We start from the raw sequence: 15270 nt of genomic DNA on the forward strand, positions 1-15270 counted from the left end.
GTTGACTTTTGGCACGCTGTTGAGTTCTCAAGGAACGGAAGCTTCCTTCGAGACCGTTTCACCGGCCCCTCCGGGCTTTCCCTTCGTTGTCTCCAGCTTAGCAGATCCGATTTCCTTCTCTGCCACCCTCTGGAGGGGGTTTCGCTTTCGGCGTTCCCGCCTCGGCGACATTCACTACGTTAGCGGATTCCTTCGCGTCTTGCGAATTCGTCCCCCACTCGCCGTTCGATTCCACGCCAATGGAATTCGAGGGCACGGAAGTGCGCCCGAATCTCGGGGTGGTGTCGTAGTGGTGAGTGACCGCCGATCGGAGATCCGGACGAACCGGGCGCACCGTCTCAAGCGGCTCGGGCTACGTTACGCAAGAGCGGCGGCGGAGTCAAGCTCCGCCGCCGCTCAAACGTGGATAACCGGCCGACGTCAGCCGCCGACGACCTCGACGGCCGCCAGGCTCTTCTTGCCGCGCCGCAGCACGAGCCAGCGGCCGTGCAGCAGGTCGGCCGCCCCGGGGGTCGCGTCCTCGTCGCCGACCTTGACGTTGTTCACGTACGCGCCGCCCTCCTTGATGGTGCGGCGGGCGGCGGACTTGCTGGCCACGAGCCCGACTTCGGTGAAGAGCTCGGCGACCGGGGCCAGCTCGGCGACCTTGGCGTGCGGCAGCTCGCCGAGGGCCGCGGCGAGGGTCCGCTCGTCGAGTTCGGCGAGTTCGCCCTGGCCGAAAAGTGCCTTGGACGCGGCGATGACCGCCGCGCACTGCCCGGCGCCGTGGACGAGGGTGGTCAGCTCCTCGGCGAGGGCGCGCTGGGCCGCGCGGGCCTGCGGACGCTCCTCGGTGAGCCGCTCCAGTTCCTCGATCTCCTCCTGCGACTTGAAGCTGAAGATGCGCAGGAACTTGGACACATCGCGGTCGTCGGCGTTCAGCCAGAACTGGTAGAAGGCGTACGGCGTGGTCATCTCGGGATCGAGCCAGACCGTGCCGGACTCCGTCTTGCCGAACTTCGTCCCGTCGGCCTTGGTGATGAGCGGGGTGGCGAGGGCGTGCACGGAGGTGCCCTCGACGCGACCGATCAGGTCGATGCCGGCGGTCAGGTTGCCCCACTGGTCGCTGCCACCTGTCTGCATGGTGCAGCCGTAGCGGCGGTGGAGCTCGAGGAAGTCCATGCCCTGGAGGATCTGGTAGCTGAACTCCGTGTAGCTGATGCCGGCCTCGGAGTTGAGCCGGCGGGCGACGGCCTCCTTGGCGATCATCTTGTTGACCCGGAAGTACTTGCCCACGTCGCGCAGGAACTCGATGGCCGACAGGCCCGAGGTCCAGTCGAGGTTGTTGACCATCACCGCGGCGTTCGGGCCCTCGAAGGAGAGGAAGGGCTCGATCTGGGCGCGGATCCGCTCCACCCAGCCGGCGACGACGTCGGCGTCGTTCAGCGTCCGCTCGGCGGTCGGCTTGGGATCGCCGATCAGGCCGGTGGCGCCGCCGACGAGGGCGAGCGGCCGGTTGCCGGTCAGCTGGAGCCGGCGGATGGTGAGGATCTGCACCAGGTTGCCGAGGTGGAGGCTGGGGGCGGTGGGGTCGAAGCCGCAATAGACCGTGACCGGGCCGTCCGCGAACGCCTTGCGCAGTGCGTCCTCGTCGGTGGAAACGGCGATCAGCCCTCGCCACCGCAGCTCGTCGACGATGTCCGTCACGGTTCTCGTGCCTCCTGGTGTCGTTCGATGCCTCGTACCCGTCGTACGGAGTCTTTCCGAGACTACGCGTTCCGCTCGACTCCTTTTACGCCCCCTGGGGCGCAGTGGCGGCTGCGGTTGCACGGCGGGCGGGGCCGTGGGCGTTGTTCATGCGGTGCCACACGTGTAGGTAACCCACTGAGCGTGCATGTCGTTGCATCGGCAAGGTGGCGGCAGGCAGGAGAAGCGGACAGCGCGAGCGATCGTCTGCGCCGGACTCAGCCCTACCCCGAGGGGTGAGGAGTCCAAGGGAGGGAGCCTGGCGCAGCGGTTGTCGAGGTCATCACGGAGAAGGACTCTTCGGCGTCGAGGTTCCGCCTCGTCGAGGGCCGCAAAGTGTCCACTCGCGGTCAGGGCTGGAGGCGCGTGCGCGAGCAAGGCGCAGGGCGGCTCAGGTTCCGGCCGACGGTTTGGCTCGCGGGCTCAGTCGGTACGCCGAGACCGTCGGGTCACCGGCGAGGTAGAAGCGATGCTGCCAGTCGTGGGCTTTGCTCACACCCACCCGAGGACCGGCTCGGATGAGTGCGGCGGGTACCGGCTCGCCTTCGGACAGCGCGACCGCGGCGCCTGTCAGCAGGTCCGTGCCGTTGTGCTCTGCCGTGATGCCGAGGGCTTGGCAGAAGTTCCCCGGACCCCGCGCGAGACGTGGACCCTCGACCTTGCCCCCTCGCCGCTCGCGGGCCAGGTCCTCGCCTTCGATGACCCTGCCCGCCCGGATGAGGACGGCCGTAGCGACGCCGTCCGCCCCGGTGACGACGTTGGCGCACCAGTGGAGTCCGTGAGACCGGTAGACGTACAGGTGTCCCGCGGGTCCGAACATGACGGCGTTGCGGGGTGTCCTGCCCCGGTAGGCGTGTGAGGCGGGGTCGGCCGAACCGGAGTACGCCTCGGTCTCCGTGATGGTGATGCTCACGGTGCCCTCGGGGGACTCGTGGGTGAGGACGGCGCCGAGCAGCCTGGGGGCGACGTCTTCAGCGGGGTGAGCAAGATCCACGAGGTTCATGCTGACCGCCTTGGCAAGCCGTGGGTGAAGGGGACGGCCTCGACCTCGGTCAGCCTGAGCGCGACGGGGCCGTCGTCCGTCCTGCGTACGAGCGTTCGCCCCAGGAGGTCGGGAGCCACCTCCAGCACCGGCCGGTCGAAGAAGGACCTGGGGAGCGGGGTGCTTTCAGGAGGGGGGATCATGCGGTACGAGAGTAATGGAACCGTTCGTGGTGGGGCCGCGTTCGTAATGACCGAGGCAACCGCCAGCAAAGGGAGAGGGACATCGTGGGCTTCAAGAAGCTGCTTGCGAGCTTGGGCGCCGGTGGCGCGTCGGTCGAGACGGTGCTCAACGAGCCGAACGTCGTCCCGGGCGGGGTCGTCCAGGGCGAGGTGCGCATCCAGGGCGGCTCGGTGCCGCAGCAGATCGAGGGGCTGTCGGTCGGCCTGCAGGCCCGCGTCGAGGTCGAGGGCCAGGACACGGAGTACAAGCAGGACATCGAGTTCCACCGGCAGCAGCTGGGCGGGGCGTTCGAGGTGCAGCCGGGTGCGGTGCACGTGGTGCCGTTCGGCCTGGAGATCCCGTGGGAGACCCCGATCACGACGTTCCTGGGCCGTCACCTGACCGGGATGAACGTCGGCGTCACCACGGAGCTGGCGATCGCCCGTGCGGTGGACTCCGGTGACCTCGACCCGATCAACGTGCACCCGGTGCCGGCGCAGCAGGCGATCCTCGACGCGTTCGGCCAGCTGGGCTTCGGCTTCAAGAACGCGGACCTGGAGCGCGGCCACATCCGCAACACGCGGCAGCGGCTGCCGTTCTACCAGGAGATCGAGTTCTTCGCGCCGCAGCAGTACCGCGGGCTGAACCAGGTGGAGCTGAGCTTCGTCTCCGACGGCCACGAGATGGACGTCGTCCTGGAGATGGACAAGAAGCCGGGGCTGTTCAGCGAGGGCAGCGACGCCTTCCGCTCGTTCACGGTGGACCTGAACAACTTCCACACGACCGACTGGGCGGGGTACCTCAACCAGTGGCTGGCCGAGGTCGGCGGCAAGCGCAACTGGTTCTAGGATCGGCGGGCGGAAGGGCGTTTCGCGATCAGCAGGAGGTACCGAGGTGACCGAGCAGAAGCGGCGGCCGCTCCCCCACGATTTCCATCCGCCGGTGGCGTCGTTCACGGTGGTGAGCGACGACGTCGAGCCGGGTGGCACCCTGAAGGACGCCCAGGTCTACGCCGAGGGCAACGTCTCGCCGCACCTGCGGTGGGAGGGCTTCCCCGAGGGGACCGGGAGCTTCGCCGTCACGTGTTACGACCCCGACGCGCCCACGGGCAGCGGTTTCTGGCACTGGGTGCTCTTCGACATCCCGGCGTCGGTGACGGAGCTGCCCGCGGGCGCCGGCAGCGAGGGGTTCAAGGGGCTGCCGGAGGGCGCGGTGCACGTGCGCAACGACTACGGCAGCAAGGACTTCGGCGGTGCCGCGCCGCCGCCCGGGGACGGGCCGCACCGTTACGTGTTCACCGTGTACGCGGTGGACCAGGAGAAGCTTGGGCCGGACGGGGACGTGTCGCCCGCCGTCGTCGGCTTCAACCTGCGGTTCCACGCGATCGCACGGGCCAACCTGATCGGCGAGTACGAGAACCCGCAGTAGCCGTGGCGCTCCCGGCCGCGGCCGGGGGTCCCGAAATCCCGTTGCGCCCCGGCGCTCCCGCATCGCACTGTGGTGTCTGCCTGGTGACCTGACCGTCACCGGGGGTCGGCACCGCAGTGGCGGGGGCGGCGGGGCGTTGCGCTGTGCGGTTCTCGCCGCGCGATCTGCCTGCCGTCCGCCGGAGCCCGGTCATGCGCCCGGGCGTCCACGCCGATCGCCGCGCTCCGGGCGCCCCTGACCCCACGGGGGTGGGCGCCCGGGGTGGCCGGCCCCATGGTCCGCTGTTCCGTTCCCTGTTTCCTCCTGTTCGCTTCCACGTGCGGAAATTGCGTTGTCCGCACGGGTATCGCCCGGTCAGAGTGGAGCCACCTCGCCGCCGGGGCGGGGATGGACCCGAGGGGTGGGCGACGTGCGTGAGACGCTGGTGCTGAACGCGACCTTCGAGCCGCTGTCGACCGTGTCGCTGCGGCGTGCGGTGGTGCTGGTCATGCAGGACAAGGCCGTGGTCGAGCAGGCTCATCCCGGGCTGCGGATCCGCGCGGCGGCAGTGGACGTGCCGGTGCCGCAGGTGATCAGGCTCTGCAGGTACGTGAGGGTGCCCTTCCGACAACGGGCGGCATGGTCGCGGCGGGGCGTGCTGGTGCGCGACCGGCACCGGTGCGCGTACTGCGGCCGGAGGGCGACGACCGTGGACCACGTGCTGCCGCGGTCGCGCGGTGGCGGGGACACGTGGCTGAACACGGTGGCGTCGTGCGCGGAGGACAACCACCGCAAGGCGGACCGTACGCCGGAGCAGGCGGGGATGCGGCTGCTGACGCAGCCGTTCGAGCCGACGCCGGCGGACGCGCTGCTGCTGCACCTGGGTCTGAAGGACCGTGAGGGCGTTCCGGACTGGCTCGCCCTGCCGGCCTGAGCCCTGAGCCCCGAGGCGGTCGCCCGGCTACTTCAGCAGGAGCTGGGTGATCGCCACGAGGCCCACGACGACGATGACGCCGCGCAGGGCGACGGGCGGCAGGCGGCGGCCGATGCGGGCGCCGAGGACACCGCCGAGCGCGGCCCCGACGGCGATGAGCGCGACGGCGGTCCAGTCGAAGCGGGCGACGAAGAGGAAGAACACCGCGGCGACGCCGTTCACCGTCAGTGCGAGGACGTTCTTGGCGGCGTTGATCCGCTGCCAGGTCTCGTCCAGGAGGACGCCCATCAGGGAGAGGTAGATGACCCCCTGGGCGGCGCCGAAGTAGCCGCCGTACATGCTGGCGAGGAGGAGTCCGCCGAACAGGAACGGGCCGCCGTGCTCGGGGACGCGGGTGCCGTTGCCGGAGCGGCGGGCCTGGAGGGCACGGGAGAGCCGGGGCTGGACGACGACGAGGACGAGGGCGAGTCCGATGAGGACCGGCACGATCGTGTCGAAGGCCTGGGAGGGCAGCGTCAGCAGCAGGACGGCCCCGATGAGTCCGCCGACGAGGGCGGCGCCGCCCAGCCGCAGCAGGCGGGGGCCCTGTCCGGCGAGTTCGCGCCGGTAGCCGATGGCGCCGCTCACGGAGCCGGGGACGAGGCCGAGGGTGTTGGACACGTTGGCGGTGACGGGCGGCAGCCCCACGGCGAGCAGGACCGGAAAGGTGATGAGCGTGCCGGAGCCGACCACGGTGTTGATGGTGCCGGCCCCGATTCCGGCCGCGAACACGGCCAGGGCTTCCCAGTAGGTCATAGGCGTCTCCATGGTCGGTGCGGCTCGCTCCCCCCGACGGGACCGGGGGGAGCCGGAGCGCACGGATCATGTCATACGCGTCGGCGGCGGCAGCCGCGCCGCTCAGTCCTTGTCGAGCCGGGGGGTCTCGCGGCGGGTGCCGCCCTCGCCGTTGCCCGGGCCGGCGCCGGGGGCGCCGGGGAGGTTGACGATGCCGCCGAGGCCCTTGAGGGCGTCGTTGAGTTCGCTGGGGATGATCCAGAGCTTGTTGGAGTCGCCCTCGGCGATCTTGGGGAGCATCTGCAGGTACTGGTAGGCGAGCAGCTTCTGGTCGGGGTCGCCCGCGTGGATGGACTCGAAGACGGTGCGGATGGCCTGGGCCTCGCCCTCGGCCTTGAGGGCGGCGGCCTTGGCCTCGCCCTCGGCGCGCAGGATCGCGGACTGCTTCTCGCCCTCCGCGGTGAGGATCTGGGACTGCCGGATGCCCTCCGCGGTGAGGATGGCGGCGCGCTTGTCGCGGTCGGCGCGCATCTGCTTCTCCATCGAGTCCTGGATGGAGGTGGGCGGCTCGATGGCCTTGAGCTCGACGCGGTTGACGCGGATGCCCCACTTGCCGGTGGCCTCGTCGAGGACGCCGCGCAGGGCCGCGTTGATCTCCTCGCGGGAGGTCAGGGTCCGCTCCAGGTCCATGCCGCCGATGATGTTGCGGAGCGTGGTGACGGTGAGCTGCTCGATCGCCTGGATGTAGCTGGCGACCTCGTAGGTGGCGGCCCGCGCGTCGGTGACCTGGTAGTAGATGACCGTGTCGATGTTGACGACCAGGTTGTCCTGGGTGATCACCGGCTGCGGCGGGAACGGCACGACCTGCTCGCGCAGGTCGATGCGGTTGCGGATGGTGTCGATGAACGGCACCACGATGTTGAGGCCCGCGCTGAGGGTCCTGGTGTAGCGGCCGAAGCGCTCGACGATCGCCGCGCTGGCCTGCGGGATGACCTGGACCGTCTTGATGAGCGCGATGAAGACGAGCACCACCAGGATGATCAGGACGATGATGATCGGCTGCACGTCCACTCCCACGCCGATTGCCTGTGGCTACCTGTACGAAGACATGATCAAGTCTGGCAGACCCCGCGGGGAGACGGGCCGGGTTCGGCGAATTCCCGTGCCGTCTCCGGATGCGGGGGCGCGCAGGATCACATCACGACGGCCGTGGCGCCCTCGATCTCGACGACGTCGACGCTCTCGCCGGGTTCGAAGGCCCGTCCCGAGTCGAGGGCGCGGGCCGACCAGACCTCGCCGTTGAGCTTGATCCGTCCGCCGTGCCCGTCGACCCGTTCGAGGACGACGGCCTGGCGGCCCTTGAGCGCGTCGATGCCGCTGCGCAGCTCGGGGCGCTGCGCGCGGTTCCGATTGGCCAGCGGGCGTACGACGGCGATGCCCGCGACCGAGACGATGACGAAGATCAGCACCTGCGGAGTGATGCCGAGGCCGAGGCCCGCCGCGACGGCGGCGGCGACGGCTCCGACCGCGAACATCCCGAATTCGGGCATCGCGGTCACCACAAGCGGAATACCCAGCCCCACGGCGGCGATCAGCCACCACAACCAGTCGTCCACAGGCCCATCGTAGGGGCCCGCAGTCGATCTGTGACAGGGTGCGACGGCTCTGCCCGACGCTTTCGGCCGGGGCCGTGTGCGCGGGTGTCGTCAGCGGGTCGCTTCAGCGGGTCACTTCAGGGGCAGTCCGTTGGCGGTCCAGCGGTCGCCGCGGCGCTCGACGACGAGCGGGAGGCCGAAGCAGAGGGAGAGGTTGCGGGAGCTGAGCTCGGTCTCCATGGGGCCGGCGGCGACCACCTTGCCCTGACGGATCATCAGGACGTGGGTGAACCCGGGGGCGATCTCCTCGACGTGGTGGGTGACCATCACCATGGAGGGGGCGATCGGGTCGCGGGCGAGCCGGCCGAGGCGGCGGACGAGGTCCTCGCGGCCGCCCAGGTCGAGGCCGGCGGCGGGCTCGTCGAGCAGGAGCAGCTCGGGGTCGGTCATCATGGCGCGCGCGATGAGGGTGCGCTTGCGCTCGCCCTCGGAGAGGGTGCCGAACCTGCGGTCGAGGTAGTCGCTCATTCCGAGGCGGTCGAGGAAGGCGCGGGCGCGGTCCTCGTCGACCTGCTCGTAGCTCTCCCGCCAGTGCGCGGTCATGCCGTACGCGGCGGTGAGCACGGTCTCCAGGACGGTCTGGCTGCGCGGCAGCTTCTCGGCCAGCGCGACGCCCGCGATGCCGATGCGGGGGCGCAGCTCGAAGACGTCGACGCCGCCCATCTTCTCGCCGAGGATCTGGACGGTGCCGGAGGTCGGGAAGAGGTAGCTCGAGGCGATGTTCAGCAAGGTCGTCTTGCCGGCGCCGTTGGGACCGAGGATCACCCAGCGCTCGCCCTCGGCGACCGACCAGGAGACCTGGTCCACCAGAGCCCGGCCGTCTCGGACCACGGATACGTCCACCAGCTCCAGAACATCGCTCATGAGCGTGTTGTCTCCCACTTCCCGATCGCACGTCTGCCGTCGCGAGCACCTGTAGGCGCTGCCCCCAGGAAATCTACGCCACGCCCGGGCCGCCCCAGTCCTTAGGCTGGGGGGATGCTCGACGAACCTCGCTCAGGACGACTGGCCGCCTGGGGAAATGCCCTGATTGCCGGACTTGCCGCGCCGGATGACGCCGCTCAGGAAGTGATCGCCGACGATTCGGTGCACCGGATCTCCGGACTCCCCGGGGAGGACGGCCCGGTGGGGCTGACCCTGGGGCTGGGACGGTTGCGCGCGCTCGGTGTGTCCGGGCTGCGGATCGCGCTCCCGGTGCCGGGGCACCCGCTCGGACTCAGCGGGCCGCCGGAGTTCAACGCGCGGGCGCTGGCGGCGGGCGAGGCGGTCATCGCGGTGGGCGGACCGGCGCTCGGCCTGGTGCCGGAGGTCACGGAGGCCGGGCCGCAGGGGGACGTGCACGTGTCGGTGGAGTGGCAGTGCCTGGCGGTGCGGGACGCCCCGCCGGCGGACGTGCCCTCGCTGGGTGAGGCGGAGCGGGAGCTCGCGGAGGCGTTGCGGGACGCCACGGAGGCGCTGGCGCGGCTGGACGTGGCCGGCGCGGGGCCGGCCGTGCAGGCGGCTCTGGAGGCGTACCGGGCACGGGCGGCGCGCGGGCGTGAGGTGCTGGCGCCGGGTTATCCGCCGCGGGCGGTGCGGGTGCTGGAGCTGGCCCAGCGGGTGGGCGCGCTGATCGGGATCGCGACCGGCGCCCGGGCCGGGCACGGGGCGGCGGTCAGCGCCTCGGAGATCGCCGCCCGGACGGAGTTGCTGCGGCCGGTGGAGCGCACCGCACGGCGGGCGCAGGTGGCGGCGTACAACGCGTACGTCGAGGAGGCCGAGCGGCGCCGGGGCTGAGAGCGGCCGGGAACGGGGAAGGCCCCGCGGACGACGCTGTCCGCGGGGCCTTCCGCGCACGTCAGTGGTTGAAGCAGACGTTCCCGATGGCCGGGTTCAGGATGCCGATCGCGTCGATGGTGTTGCCGCACAGGTTGATCGGGATGTTCACCGGAACCTGGATCACGTTGCCGGAGAGCACACCGGGCGAGCCGGCGGCCACGGCACCCGCGTGGGAGTCGGCGAGCGCGGTACCGGCCGAACCGGCGGCGGCCGCACCGGCGGCGGCGATGATCAGGGCGGCCTTCTTGGCGCTGTTCATGAAACTGTTCCTCCTGTGATGACACGGCCCGGTTCGAGGAGCCGCACTGTGAGGAACGCGGAGCCCGGGGCGTTGACACGGGGAGGGCGCCGGAAACCTCCGTACGGCGGAATCCGCGTGTCGCACCGGCGTGCGCCGCGTGCCGGCCCGCGGACGCCCTGAGCCGCACGAACGGACCGGCCCCGGGGCGGCGGAACGCTCCGGGGCCGGTGGTCACGGCCGTGCCGTGGGGGTGACGTCCTGGGTCAGCGGTTGACGCAGACGTTCCCGATGGCCGGGTTCAGCAGGCCGATGACGCTGATGGTGTTGCCGCACACGTTCACCGGGACGTGCACCGGCACCTGGATCACGTTGCCCGAGACCACACCGGGGCTGTTCTTCGCGCCACCGTGGGCCTGGGCACCACCGGTGTGGGCGGAGGCGGCACCCGCGCCGACCATGGCGAGGCTCCCGGCGACCATGGCGACGGCGGCGGCCTTGTGCAGGTTCTTCACGTTCTTGACCCTCCTTGCATGGGTACCGCGGCAGTCGCCGCAGCACGCCATGGAGAACGGCCCACGCCCGCCCAGGTTGCGCCATCCGGGCGACATACACCCGACGGTATGAATCTCACTCCGGACCGAGACGATCCGCTTGTCCTACCGCTAAGCGCCCCGGCTTTCGCGGGGTCGGCCGGTCCCGGCTCAGCCGCCAATGCCGTGCCGCACCGCCCACAGGGCCGCCTGGGTGCGGTCGGAGAGGTCCAGCTTCATCAGGATGTTCGACACGTGGGTCTTCACCGTCTTCTCCGACAGCACCAGGGCACGGGCGATCTCCCGGTTCGAACGGCCCTCGGCGATCAGCGACAGCACCTCGCGCTCCCGGTCGGTGAGGGTGCCCCCGCGCCCCTGGCCGGGAGTGGTGTCCTCCTGGGAGAGCAGGGCGTCGGCGACCTCCGGCTGCAGCAGCACGTGACCGGCGTGCACCGAACGGATCGCGCCGGCCAGCGCGTCCGGGTCCACGTCCTTGTAGACGTAGCCGGCCGCGCCGGCGCGCAGCGCCGGTACGACGGTGCGCTGCTCGGTGAAGCTGGTGACGATCAGCACGCGGGCCTTGCAGCCCTCGTCGCGCAGCCGGCGCAGGGCCTCGATGCCGTCGACGCCGGGCATGCGGACGTCCATGAGGATCACGTCGGGGTCGAGTTCGCCGGCGCGCTCCACGCCCTCCTCGCCGTCCCCGGCCTCGCCCACCACCTCGATGTCGGGCTGCACCTCCAGAAAGGTCCGCAGCCCGCGCCGGACCACCTGGTGGTCGTCGACCAGCAGGACGCGAATGGGGCCGTCAGCCACCGGGCACCTCCATCTCGATCACGGTGCCCTTGCCGGGCGCCGAATCCACCGTCAGTCCGCCGCCCACCCCGTCGGCCCGGTCCCGCATGGAGACCAGTCCCAGGTGGCGGCCGGCTCGGCGCACCGCGGACGGGTCGAAGCCCCGCCCGTCGTCGCGCACCGTGAGCACCGCTCCCCTACCCCGGCCCTCCAGGCGCACCGTCACCGAGGTGGCGTCCGCATGGCGCAGCGCGTTGTGCAGGGCTTCCTGGGCGACCCGCAGCAACGCCTCCTCCTGGGCGGCGGGCAGGGCGCGGACGTGGCGGTGGCCGAAGGAGATCCGCGCCGAGTGCGCCCGGTCCAGAACGCCGACCTGGGTGCGCAGGGTGGCCAGCAGGCCGTCCTCGTCGAGCGCGGCGGGCCGCAGCTCCACCACGACCGCGCGCAGTTCGTCGGCGGCCTCGGCGGCGAGCGCGGCGACCTGCCGCAACTCCTGGCGGGCGCGTTCCGGATCGCGGGCCACCAGGGCGGAGGCCGCCTGGGCGGTCAGCCGCAGCGAGAACAGCTTCTGCGAGACGGCGTCGTGCAGTTCGTGGGCGATGCGGGCCCGTTCCCCGGCGAGGGTCAGCTCGCGGCTCCGCTCGTACAGCCGGGCGTTGGTGAGGGCGATGGCGGCGTGCGCGGCCAGGGTGCGCAGCAGTTCCTCGTCCTCCTCGGTGAAGCCGCGGCCGTCCTCCGGCGGGCTGGTGGCGCAGCGCTTGTTGGCGAGGAAGAGGGCGCCCAGGATCTCGTCGCCGTCGACCACCGGCATACCGAGGAAGTCGGCCATGTCGGGGTGGGCGGACGGCCAGCCGCCGAAGCGGGGGTCGCCCTTCACGTCGGGCAGGCGCTGGGGGGTGGCCTCGTGGAGCATCGCGGCGAGGATGCCGTGCTGCCGGGGCAGCGGGCCGATGGCCTTCCACTGCTCGTCGCTGATGCCGTCGACGACGAACTGGGCGAAGCCGCCGTGGTCGTCGGGTACGCCGAGGGCCGCGTACTCGGCCTCGAGCAGTTCGCGGGCGGACGAGACGATCGTCTGCAGGACCTCGCGCACTTCCAGGTGCCGGCTCATCGCGAGGACGGCCGCGCTCACCGCCTCGATGCCGCGTCGGGACGATCGGCTGGACATGGGTTCACCGTACCGGCGGGCCGGGGCCGGCGGGATCGGCCTGGTGGCCGAGCTCCCCCGGTCCGTGGACCTAGGGCGAAGTTCCTTCCGCCGGTGCTGCGGGCGGCCGAGGTGTCCGGGACGGGTGCGTTCCTACGGTGGGGGGCAGCCGCGGGGCGACGGGCCCGGCGGCCGGCGGGAGGACACGTCATGCCGGTGGCAATCATCACGGGAGCGTCGCGGGGACTGGGACGGGCCCTCGCCGGGGCGCTCGCGGAGCGGGGCTGGGACCTGGTGGTCGACGCGCGGTCGGCCGAGGAACTGAAGCGGGCGGAGGGGGAGCTGGCGGTCCGCACGCGGGTTGCCGCGCTGCCGGGTGACGTCGTTGATCCGCGGCACCGGGTGGAACTGGTCTCGGCGGCCTGGGACTTCGGCGGGCTGGACCTGCTGGTGAACAACGCGAGCGCGCTGGGCGCCGAGCCGCTGCGGCGGCTGTCCGGGCATCCGCTGGAAGGGCTGCGGACCGCGCTGGAGACCAATGTGGTGGCCGCGCTCGGCCTGGTGCAGGAGGCGCTGCCGCTGCTGCGCCGGCGGCGGGGGGCGGTGCTCAACATCAGCTCGGACGCCGCCGTCGAGGCGTACCCCACGTGGGGAGGGTACGGCGCGAGCAAGGCGGCGCTGGAGCGGTTGTCGGCGGTGCTGGCGGTGGAGGAGCCGGAGCTGCGCGTGTGGTGGCTGGACCCGGGCGACATGAGGACCGCGTTGTACGCGGCGGCGGTGCCCGACGATCCCGACGCGGACCGGCGCCCGGCTCCCGAGTCCGTGGTGCCGGCCGTGCTGGGGCTGCTCGACGGCGGCGCCGCGAGTGGCCGCCACGTGGCCCCGGCGCCGCCGGAGGCCGGTCGGTGACCGCGCTGGGGGCGCTGAGGGTGCCGGCGGAGCTGGCGGCGCGGGTGCCGGTGGAGCAGCGTGCGGGCGGGGCGTCGGGGCGTGACGGGGTGCGGATGCTGGTGGGGCGGCGGGCCCGGGGCGAGGTCGCGCACCACGCCTTCGGTGACCTGCCGGGGCTGCTGCGGGCCGGCGACGTGCTGGTGGTGAACACCTCCCGGACCCTGCCGGCGGCGGTGGACGCCTCGCTCGGGGAGTCCCCGGTGGTGGTGCACTTCTCCGGGCTGCTGGACGACGGGCGCTGGGTGGTGGAGCTGCGGACGCCCGACGGGCGGGGCACGACCCGGCAGCGCAGGGGCGGTCCGGCGGGGGTGGCGGTGGCGCTGCCCGGTGGTGAGCGGCTGGTGCTGCAGGAGCCGCTGAGCCCCTGCGGTGAGCGCCTGTGGGTGGCCCGGGCGTCGGCGGCGGACCCGGCGGCGTTCCTGGAGCGGCACGGGCGGCCGATCCGGTACGCGTACACCGAGCGGGACCAGCCGGCGGCGGCGTACCAAACGGTGTTCTCGGTGCCGTCGGCCGACGGCCTCGGCTCGGCGGAGATGCCGAGCGCGGGCCGCCCCTTCACCACGGGGCTGGTCACGGCGCTGGTGAGCAGGGGTGTGCAGATCGCTCCGGTGGTGCTGCACACCGGGGTGTCCTCGGGCGAGGCGCACGAACCGCCCTACCCGGAGCGCTTCTCGGTGCCGGAGAGCACCGCGTGGCTGGTGAACGCCGCCCGGGCGGGGGGCGGCCGGGTGGTGGCGGTGGGCACCACCGCGGTGCGCGCCCTGGAGACGGCGGCCGACGGGCGGGGGCGGGTCACGGCGGCCGGCGGGTGGACGGATCTGGTGGTGACGCCGGAGCGGGGCGTACGGGTGGTCGACGGCCTCCTCACCGGGCTGCACGACCCGGCGGCGTCACATGTGCTGATGCTGGAGGCGGTGGCCGGGCGGGAGCTGCTGCAACGGGTCTACGACGCCGCGGTGGGGGCGGGTTACCTCTGGCACGAGTTCGGGGACGTGAACCTGCTGCTGCCCTGACCCGGCCCGGCCGGGGCACATGGCGTCGCGGCCCGGTCGCGGTGCGCGACGCGCCTGTGAGGCGGCACATAGGACGTACATCACGTACGAAGGCGCGTAGTAGGCGGCGGGGCGGCCGGATCGGCCTGAGGTACGGCGTGTGCCGTACCGGGCCGGTCCGGCCACTACGACTTCGGGTAGTAATGGGCGGGTTTGGTCGGGGAATTTCCGGGGGCTAAGAATGCTCGGGTCGCTCCGCGCCGCGTTCGACACGCGGCGCTTCTCCTTGCCCGAGGGCGGAGTGGGGCACAGCCGAATGGAAGAGGTCACTCCCCCATGCAGCTCCCGACGATCCCGAAGTCCGACCGTCTGACCAAGACCCACAAGTACTCCGCCGCCGGCCTCGCCGCGGCCGGTGTGGGCGTCCTGGCCATCACCGGGTTGACCGGGACCAGCGGGACGGCTCAGGCCACCGGCAAGACGCCGGAGCCGGTCGCCGGACAGGCGCGGTCCGCCGCCGCTGCCGAACGGCACGCCGCGCACGCCGCCCACGTCGCGCACCGCAAGGTGCTCGCCAAGCAGCACGCGGCCCATGTCGCGCACCTGGCCGTGGAGCGCAAGCGCGAGGCGCGGGAGCGTGCGCGCAAGGCCGCGCACGAGGCGCGGGAGCGGCAGGCTGCCAACCGCAGCCACGAGCGCAAGGCCCTCGTCCCCGGGCAGCGGCACGAGACCTCGGCCCCGGCACCGCGCGCGGCCGCTCCCAAGGCGCCGGCCGCCCCGTCCGGCACCCCTCAGCAGATGGCTCAGCAGATCATCGGCGACGCGGCCCAGTTCCAGTGCTTCGCCAACATCGTGATGCACGAGAGCACCTGGAACCCGTACGCGGTCAACCCCTCCTCCGGCGCGTACGGCCTGGTCCAGGCGCTGCCCGGCTCCAAGATGGCCTCCGCGGGCGCCGACTGGCGCACGAACCCGGCCACGCAGATCAGGTGGGGGCTGGACTACATGAACGGGCGCTACGGCAGTCCCTGCGGCGCCTGGTCGTTCTGGCAGGCCAACCACTGGTACTGAGCCGGCCCGCGCGGATCTCGCGGACA

At 72.0% G+C, this 15270-nt stretch carries 17 protein-coding genes and 1 pseudogene; 7 read left to right on the forward strand and 11 right to left on the reverse strand.

Annotated features, from left to right (window positions below; all coding sequences use genetic code 11):
* Nucleotides 1-420: 420 nt before the first annotated feature.
* The 3 genes and pseudogenes from tyrS to ACFW3D_RS24555 all read right to left on the reverse strand — a co-directional run.
* Nucleotides 421-1686, reverse strand: coding sequence for a tyrosine--tRNA ligase (gene tyrS, locus ACFW3D_RS24545; protein ID WP_500507077.1), 1266 nt, complete (start codon nucleotides 1684-1686; stop codon nucleotides 421-423).
* Nucleotides 1687-2116: 430 nt separating this feature from the next.
* Nucleotides 2117-2728 carry a DNA-3-methyladenine glycosylase gene (locus tag ACFW3D_RS24550; protein WP_500507079.1) on the reverse strand — a complete coding sequence of 204 codons (612 nt, stop codon included), beginning with the start codon at nucleotides 2726-2728 and terminating at the stop codon, nucleotides 2117-2119.
* A 41-nt stretch (nucleotides 2729-2769) separates the two neighbouring features.
* A pseudogene (locus ACFW3D_RS24555) lies at nucleotides 2770-2910 on the reverse strand (DNA-3-methyladenine glycosylase); the annotation flags it as partial.
* An 84-nt stretch (nucleotides 2911-2994) separates the two neighbouring features.
* On the opposite strand from ACFW3D_RS24555, the gene ACFW3D_RS24560 reads away from it, so the two are divergent.
* The 3 genes from ACFW3D_RS24560 to ACFW3D_RS24570 all read left to right on the forward strand — a co-directional run bounded on the left by ACFW3D_RS24560 (nucleotide 2995) and on the right by ACFW3D_RS24570 (nucleotide 5270).
* Entirely contained in the window at nucleotides 2995-3777 is a 783-nt protein-coding gene (locus ACFW3D_RS24560) for a sporulation protein (RefSeq protein ID WP_499606264.1), read from the forward strand.
* Between the two features lie 46 nt (nucleotides 3778-3823).
* Complete coding sequence (locus tag ACFW3D_RS24565; protein WP_500507081.1) at nucleotides 3824-4357, forward strand: YbhB/YbcL family Raf kinase inhibitor-like protein; 534 nt, start codon at nucleotides 3824-3826, stop codon at nucleotides 4355-4357.
* A 409-nt stretch (nucleotides 4358-4766) separates the two neighbouring features.
* Nucleotides 4767-5270: an HNH endonuclease gene (locus tag ACFW3D_RS24570; RefSeq protein WP_500507083.1), complete on the forward strand. Its 504-nt coding sequence runs from the start codon at nucleotides 4767-4769 to the stop codon at nucleotides 5268-5270.
* A gap of 27 nt (nucleotides 5271-5297) precedes the next feature.
* Here the strand turns inward: ACFW3D_RS24570 and ACFW3D_RS24575 are convergent, their stop codons facing one another.
* From ACFW3D_RS24575 to ACFW3D_RS24590, 4 genes are all read right to left on the reverse strand, one after another.
* Complete coding sequence (locus ACFW3D_RS24575) at nucleotides 5298-6065, reverse strand: sulfite exporter TauE/SafE family protein (protein ID WP_500507085.1); 768 nt, start codon at nucleotides 6063-6065, stop codon at nucleotides 5298-5300.
* Nucleotides 6066-6167: 102 nt separating this feature from the next.
* On the reverse strand, nucleotides 6168-7109 hold the full coding sequence (locus ACFW3D_RS24580) for an SPFH domain-containing protein (protein WP_500507087.1): 942 nt from the start codon (nucleotides 7107-7109) through the stop codon (nucleotides 6168-6170).
* Nucleotides 7110-7237: 128 nt separating this feature from the next.
* Nucleotides 7238-7648 (reverse strand): NfeD family protein, encoded by a 411-nt coding sequence (locus ACFW3D_RS24585; protein ID WP_500507205.1) that lies wholly within the window; start codon nucleotides 7646-7648, stop codon nucleotides 7238-7240.
* A gap of 123 nt (nucleotides 7649-7771) precedes the next feature.
* Nucleotides 7772-8563: an ABC transporter ATP-binding protein gene (locus ACFW3D_RS24590; protein WP_500507089.1), complete on the reverse strand. Its 792-nt coding sequence runs from the start codon at nucleotides 8561-8563 to the stop codon at nucleotides 7772-7774.
* A 114-nt stretch (nucleotides 8564-8677) separates the two neighbouring features.
* Here ACFW3D_RS24590 and ACFW3D_RS24595 point away from each other — a divergent pair, with 114 nt between their 5' ends.
* Nucleotides 8678-9475, forward strand: a complete 798-nt coding sequence (locus ACFW3D_RS24595; RefSeq protein ID WP_500507091.1) for an Rv1486c family protein — start codon at nucleotides 8678-8680, stop codon at nucleotides 9473-9475.
* 61 nt (nucleotides 9476-9536) lie between these two features.
* On the opposite strand, the gene ACFW3D_RS24600 is transcribed toward ACFW3D_RS24595, so the two are convergent.
* From ACFW3D_RS24600 to ACFW3D_RS24615, 4 genes are all read right to left on the reverse strand, one after another.
* Nucleotides 9537-9776, reverse strand: coding sequence for a chaplin (locus ACFW3D_RS24600; RefSeq protein ID WP_500507093.1), 240 nt, complete (start codon nucleotides 9774-9776; stop codon nucleotides 9537-9539).
* Between the two features lie 245 nt (nucleotides 9777-10021).
* Nucleotides 10022-10270, reverse strand: a complete 249-nt coding sequence (locus ACFW3D_RS24605; protein ID WP_361795778.1) for a chaplin — start codon at nucleotides 10268-10270, stop codon at nucleotides 10022-10024.
* Between the two features lie 189 nt (nucleotides 10271-10459).
* The gene (locus ACFW3D_RS24610; protein WP_500507095.1) at nucleotides 10460-11104 is read right to left on the reverse strand and encodes a response regulator; all 645 of its coding nucleotides are present in this window, start codon (nucleotides 11102-11104) and stop codon (nucleotides 10460-10462) included.
* Nucleotides 11097-12251, reverse strand: coding sequence for a GAF domain-containing sensor histidine kinase (locus tag ACFW3D_RS24615; RefSeq protein WP_500507097.1), 1155 nt, complete (start codon nucleotides 12249-12251; stop codon nucleotides 11097-11099). Before ACFW3D_RS24615 ends, ACFW3D_RS24610 begins: the two co-directional genes overlap by 8 nt.
* Before the next feature lie 189 nt (nucleotides 12252-12440).
* Here ACFW3D_RS24615 and ACFW3D_RS24620 point away from each other — a divergent pair, with 189 nt between their 5' ends.
* From ACFW3D_RS24620 to ACFW3D_RS24630, 3 genes are all read left to right on the forward strand, one after another.
* A complete protein-coding gene (locus ACFW3D_RS24620; RefSeq protein ID WP_500507099.1) occupies nucleotides 12441-13139 on the forward strand; it encodes an SDR family oxidoreductase in 699 nt (232 codons plus the stop codon).
* Nucleotides 13136-14194, forward strand: coding sequence for an S-adenosylmethionine:tRNA ribosyltransferase-isomerase (locus ACFW3D_RS24625; protein WP_500507101.1), 1059 nt, complete (start codon nucleotides 13136-13138; stop codon nucleotides 14192-14194). Before ACFW3D_RS24620 ends, ACFW3D_RS24625 begins: the two co-directional genes overlap by 4 nt.
* A gap of 315 nt (nucleotides 14195-14509) precedes the next feature.
* Entirely contained in the window at nucleotides 14510-15244 is a 735-nt protein-coding gene (locus tag ACFW3D_RS24630; protein ID WP_500507103.1) for an aggregation-promoting factor C-terminal-like domain-containing protein, read from the forward strand.
* The last annotated feature ends 26 nt before the right edge of the window (nucleotides 15245-15270 follow it).

Origin of the sequence: Streptomyces sp. NPDC058864, assembly GCF_042742985.1 — a bacterium.
Taxonomy (GTDB): Bacteria; Actinomycetota; Actinomycetes; order Streptomycetales; family Streptomycetaceae; genus Actinacidiphila.